General features: G+C 41.2%; 5 protein-coding genes. All 5 read left to right on the forward strand.

The genetic code is table 11. The features are described 5' to 3' along the window. Positions 1–439: 439 nt before the first annotated feature. Positions 440–1,660 (forward strand): EcsC family protein, encoded by a 1,221-nt coding sequence (locus FQ083_RS12000; RefSeq protein WP_149410005.1) that lies wholly within the window; start codon positions 440–442, stop codon positions 1,658–1,660. Between the two features lie 440 nt (positions 1,661–2,100). Next, the gene (gene rpsL, locus FQ083_RS12005) at positions 2,101–2,475 is read left to right on the forward strand and encodes a 30S ribosomal protein S12 (RefSeq protein WP_011281154.1); all 375 of its coding nucleotides are present in this window, start codon (positions 2,101–2,103) and stop codon (positions 2,473–2,475) included. 208 nt (positions 2,476–2,683) lie between these two features. Next, a complete protein-coding gene (rpsG, locus tag FQ083_RS12010) occupies positions 2,684–3,157 on the forward strand; it encodes a 30S ribosomal protein S7 (protein ID WP_011514497.1) in 474 nt (157 codons plus the stop codon). A gap of 388 nt (positions 3,158–3,545) precedes the next feature. After that, complete coding sequence (fusA, locus tag FQ083_RS12015) at positions 3,546–5,672, forward strand: elongation factor G (protein ID WP_133104816.1); 2,127 nt, start codon at positions 3,546–3,548, stop codon at positions 5,670–5,672. Between the two features lie 220 nt (positions 5,673–5,892). Further along, positions 5,893–6,000: GTP-binding protein (locus FQ083_RS12020; protein ID WP_227679051.1), on the forward strand; the 108-nt coding region annotated here is incomplete at its 3' end.

Consider the following 6,000-nt stretch of genomic DNA (forward strand, 5'->3'; position numbering starts at 1 on the left):
AATAATGGTACAAGTGTACTTTGAATTATGGCATATGATACCGTATCGAGGTGGCAAAATGTTTGAGTAAATGCAAAATAATAATAAAATAGGGCTTATCAGCAACAATGGTTGTTCTATAGTTTTATGCAGTTTGTTATTAAGAAACAAACAAACAATGAGGGTGATGCATGCCATGGTAAAAGCTTCTTTAATATGAGCTGATGTAATAGATATACTATGATGGTTAAGTTGTCATCGATAAATGACACTTTTAGATACAAAAGGGCTGATAGCGATAACATTGTTCGCACTGACACTCACAATAGGGGTTCGCTAGAATGGCAAACAGCGTATTATTATAAAAAGAGTGTTAGAGCAGCATTTTAACAATAGTGATTTAACACTTAGTACTTTGACCATATTACTTTATAACAAACATCATATTAAGGATATCAAGATGGGAAAGCGTAGCACTTTATCGAAAGGTATTAGTACGGTTGGCTCTTTTACGCGTGGCAATCTAGAGCGTATGGGTGCCATGATTGATAGCGCGAATGCAAAAACTGGCAAACCGCGTCAATTTAAAGCGGTGAACTTAGGCGATGAAGATTACCAACAAGATTTGTTCCGTGAGCAAACGTTAAAAGCCACTCAGCAGTTATTGGGCACACGCTTTGCTGCTTATGGTAAATATGCCAAAAAAGTGGTACCGAACAGCTTTTTTGAATCGACCGTTGATGGCGCTTTTGCTCAAATTGCTAAGCTTGCCGACAACTGGAGTCAAATTGATTTACCGAATCAGCATCGCTTTGCCAATATTGTGAGCTTAGACGACGAGCAGCGTTACGCGTTAGCGACCGATATCGCCAATCAAAACCGTGCATTAGCGACGCTTGGTGGTGTTACAGGTTTGGCAGGTTTGCCGGGCTTGCTTGCGGATACGTTATGGTTATTGTTAGTTTCTCTACGCACGGTTTATCAATTGGGCGCTGTTTATAATAAGCCGTTAACTGGCAAGCAAGGCGTCAAAATGGCATATGAGTTACTTGCCAATGCAGATCTCAGCAAAATGCAAGAGAAGCAAGCATTGCTGGCAGGTATTGGTATTGGTAAAGGTTTACTGGATAGTGCCCAAAGCAGCGGTTTACACAATGAGCTCAAAAACTTAGGCTTGCAGAATAAAAAAGTTAATTTTTACGCAGAGCAAGTGGACAGTATTGCCAGTCAGGTCGGTATTGATTTGGATCAAATTAACTTAACATGGATACGCCGATTCCTACCAGCCACTGCCGTTATCGTTGGTATGCGCTATAACAGTCAGCTGATTGATGAGGTCATTGGCGTTGCTCAAGCAACTTTTGCGCCAGAAGCTAAGCTTGCCAATCGCGCTATTACGGATGACAGTAGCAGCGAAGTAAAGGTTAGTAAGGCAACGGGCAGCACTGAGCAGAAAGAAAAAGAATCAAAAGATGCAGCATCAAAAAACATAAAGTCAGACGCTAATGCTGCAAAAGAGGATGCAAAAGATACTCAGAAAAAAGCTGACGATAAAGAAAACGATGTTGATACTACAGCTGACGAAAAGAAAGTCGACAGCACTAAGAATGATAAGCAGAGTAGTGCAGTTAAATCTTCTGACAGCCAAACAAAAAAAGCCGCTGCTAAGTCGAGTAAATAATAAGCCATTAAGGTTTATTGATTACTTCGTTTTAGAATATTAAAGCTCTACGTATTTGCTATTTATCTTTAATGTTGGCGATATCGGCTTACTTCTATTGAAAATTAAACCGATATCGCCATATAGCTCAGGTAAATGACTGTTTTTTATCTCTAAATATCTTATCTAAATGATGTAAGCATCTACTTTTGATACCGTATTTAGTTAGCTGTTTTTTCGGTTATGCCGTTAAAAACAGATAAAGTGGTATAGTAGTAGACCGAATACATATCTATCCGCTGCTGTAAAGTCCAACTGCTCATAAGTGGTTGAAATAGCAGCAACAAGTCTTTATAATACACTGTCCTAAAAATGGGTGTGCCAAAATCTGTCGTTAAAGTCAGATGGATGGTGCGTTTCCCTATTTTTTTGTTTTTTACCAAACGGGAGAAGGATGCCTCATGGCAACAACTAACCAATTGATTCGTAAAGGTCGCAAAACCATCAAGGAAAAGTCAAAAGTTCCTGCGTTGGAAGCGTGCCCACAACGCCGTGGTGTATGTACTCGCGTATATACTACTACCCCTAAAAAACCTAACTCGGCCATGCGTAAAGTATGTCGTGTACGTTTGACTTCAGGCTATGAAGTATCAAGCTACATCGGCGGCGAAGGTCATAACTTACAAGAGCACAGTGTTGTTCTTATCCGCGGTGGTCGTGTAAAAGATCTACCAGGTGTACGTTATCACACCGTTCGTGGTGCACTAGATTGCGCAGGCGTTAAAGATCGTAAGCAAGGTCGCTCTAAATATGGTGCTAAGAAACCTAAAGTTTAATAACCAAACGTTACTAAATGAGTTTCTTTGTATCAAACATTAACTGTGCATGGGTCTGATGTGAGTAATTTTTGACCAAATGAGTCATTAACCTTTATCACACACCGCCATGCAGTAAGGCTGACTGACAACTCGATATAACGCCATCCAATATTAATTGGTGCGAGATTGTGAATGTCAGACACTCCTGAAGAAAAGGATATTTATTATGCCAAGACGTCGCGTCGTTGCTACCCGTGAGATCCTACCGGATCCTAAGTTTGGTAGCCAAACTGTTGCAAAATTCATCAACCATGTCATGAGTCATGGTAAAAAATCTACTGCTGAGCGTATCGTTTACGGTGCACTTGAGACAGTAAGCCAAAAGCGTAACATCGAAGATCCAGTTTCTTTCTTTGAAGAAGTATTGGAAAATGTTCGCCCAATGGTTGAAGTAAAAGCTCGCCGTGTTGGTGGTGCAACCTACCAAGTGCCAATGGAAGTACGCCCCTCCCGTCGTACCGCCTTGGCTATGCGTTGGTTAGCTGAAGCTGCTGCAAAGCGTTCTGAAAAATCAATGGCTTTGCGTTTAGCTGGCGAATTGAATGATGCTGCTGATGGCAAAGGTAATGCTATGAAGAAGCGTGACGAAGTTCACCGCATGGCAGATGCTAACAAAGCATTCTCTCATTACCGTTTCTAAGCTACTCTTAATTAAGCTGTTCTTTTAAATATAGCTTTTTAAAAGTAGTTTTGGATGACTGGTGTATGCCAGTCATCTAGATATAATTTATTTATTCTATTGATTGTCGCCATTGTTAATAAATGATTTGCTTGTAATTATTGAAATATAATAACAGACACACTCATTTCAGATGGCGGACATCTGTCAAGATGCTGTTCTGAAAAGGGATGCTATTCTGTAAAGAAAGTCTCCTGAGTTTGATGCCGCACTATTCTTAGTAGTTACTCTTTTTTGCCCGTATTAGGTTCAATGATTAGTAATATTGCAGGGCTGAATGGCTTTGTCATAGAGTAGAGGTAGAGACACAACACATTAATATATACACGAATTTCCCTAGGAAAACACTATGGCTCGTAAAACTCCCCTAAAGCGCTATCGCAATATTGGTATCTCTGCGCACATTGATGCTGGTAAAACGACCACTACTGAACGTGTTTTGTTCTATACCGGTGTTAGCCACAAGATTGGTGAAGTACATGATGGCGCAGCCACTATGGACTGGATGGAGCAAGAACAAGAGCGTGGTATTACTATCACCTCAGCGGCGACAACTTGTTTTTGGTCAGGTATGGCAAAACAGTTTGACGAACATCGTATCAATATCATTGACACCCCAGGTCACGTTGACTTCACGATTGAAGTTGAACGTTCTATGCGTGTTCTTGATGGCGCTTGCATGGTTTACTGTGCAGTAGGCGGCGTTCAGCCACAGTCTGAAACCGTATGGCGTCAGGCAAACAAATATAAAGTTCCACGTCTTGCATTCATTAACAAAATGGATCGCGTTGGCGCTGATTTCTACCGCGTAGTAGAACAGATCAAAACTCGTCTAGGCGGCAAGCCAGTACCATTGGTTATCCCAATTGGTAAAGAAGACGACTTTGAAGGCGTTGTAGATCTAGTAACGATGAAAGCCATCTATTGGGACGAAGCGTCTCAAGGTATGGAATATGATGAGCGTGAAATCCCAGCAGAACTACAAGAAAAAGCGGAAGAATATCGTGAGTATCTAGTAGAAAGCGCTGCTGAAGCGACTGAAGAATTGATGAATGAGTATCTTGAGAACGGTGAATTAACTGTTGAACAAATTAACTCTGCTATTCGTCAGTTGACTATTGATAACGAAATCATTCCACTTCTTTGTGGTACTGCCTTTAAAAACAAAGGTGTACAGAAGATGTTGGACGCTGTTATTCAGTATCTTCCTGCACCAATGGATGTACCTGCTATTAAAGGTATCCTTGATGACAAAGATGAATCTGAAGGCACTCGTGAAGCGTCAGACGAAGCACCGTTCTCAGCTTTAGCATTCAAAATCATGAATGACAAGTTCGTTGGTAACTTAACCTTCGTTCGTGTTTATTCAGGTGTTCTAAAGCAAGGCAGCAGCGTTTATAACCCAGTTAAAATGAAACGTGAGCGTGTTGGCCGTATCGTACAGATGATGGCAAACTCTCAAGAAGAGTTGCAAGAAATCCGTACTGGTGATATCGCAGCCTTGGTTGGCATGAAAGATGTAACCACTGGTGATACGTTGTGTGACGAGCAAAATGTTATTACGCTTGAGCGTATGGAATTCCCAGATCCAGTTATCAGTCTAGCGGTTGAACCTAAAACCAAAGCTGACCAAGAAAAAATGTCAATCGCTTTAGGTCGTTTGGCGAAAGAAGATCCATCGTTCCGTGTACATACTGACGAAGAGTCTGGTCAGACTATCATCAGTGGTATGGGTGAGCTACATCTTGAGATTCTTGTTGACCGTATGAAGCGTGAGTTTGGTGTTGAAGCTAACATCGGCGCACCTCAGGTTGCTTATCGCGAAACGATTCGTAACACGGTTGAGCAAGAAGGCAAATTCGTACGTCAGACTGGTGGTCGTGGTAAATTCGGTCACGTTTGGTTACGTCTTGAGCCTATGGATCCAGCTGGCGATGTTCTTTATGAATTTAAAGAAGAAGTTGTTGGTGGTACGGTACCAAAAGAATTCCACGGTGCGGTTGATAAAGGTATTCAAGAGCGCATGAAAAACGGCGTACTTGCAGGTTACCCAATCGTTGGCGTAAAAGCGACCTTGTATGATGGTTCTTACCATGATGTTGACTCGGATGAGTTATCATTTAAAATGGCTGGTTCTATCGCATTCCGTAAAGGCTTCATGGCTGCAAACCCAACGCTACTTGAGCCAGTGATGAAAGTAGAAGTTGAAACACCTGAAGACTATATGGGCGATATCATGGGCGATCTTAACCGTCGTCGTGGTATGGTTCAAGGTATGGAAGACTTACCTGGTGGCACTAAGCAGATTCGTGCTGAAGTACCATTAGCGGAAATGTTTGGCTATGCCACACAAATGCGTTCAATGTCACAGGGCCGTGCAACTTACTCTATGGAATTCCAAAAGTACGCTGAAATTCCAAAATCAGTTGCAGAAGCTATCATCTCTAAATTCAACAATAAAGATGATGACGAATAAGCAAAAATCTATCGATAATGGCAATATAGGACATATCTTTATATTGTCATTAGATAATCGAGCAATAATTGGTTAAAAGACTTGTTATTGCTCGTGATTTTCTTATAATATCTGCACATTAGTATGTGCACCCTTTTAACAGTTATCTTAATGTGGTCAGTATTCACTTAATTACTTTATATAAATTAAGCAGTTGACCCTAAAAAAAGAGGAAATACCCATGGCAAAGGCCAAGTTTGAACGTCTAAAACCACATGTTAACGTCGGTACCATCGGACACGTTGACCACGGTAAAACCACCCTTACCGCTGCAATCGCAACCGTAGCT

Source organism: Psychrobacter sp. ANT_H59 (assembly GCF_008369225.1).
Classification (GTDB): domain Bacteria; phylum Pseudomonadota; class Gammaproteobacteria; order Pseudomonadales; family Moraxellaceae; genus Psychrobacter; species Psychrobacter cryohalolentis.

Excerpts from the sequence above, each read along its gene's own strand:
- FQ083_RS12000 (WP_149410005.1), top strand. The coding sequence starts at position 440 with ATGGGAAAGCGTAGCACTTTATCGAAAGGTATTAGTACGGTTGGCTCT.
- rpsL (WP_011281154.1), top strand. The coding sequence starts at position 2,101 with ATGGCAACAACTAACCAATTGATTCGTAAAGGTCGCAAAACCATCAAG.
- rpsG (WP_011514497.1), top strand. The coding sequence starts at position 2,684 with ATGCCAAGACGTCGCGTCGTTGCTACCCGTGAGATCCTACCGGATCCT.
- fusA (WP_133104816.1), top strand. The coding sequence starts at position 3,546 with ATGGCTCGTAAAACTCCCCTAAAGCGCTATCGCAATATTGGTATCTCT.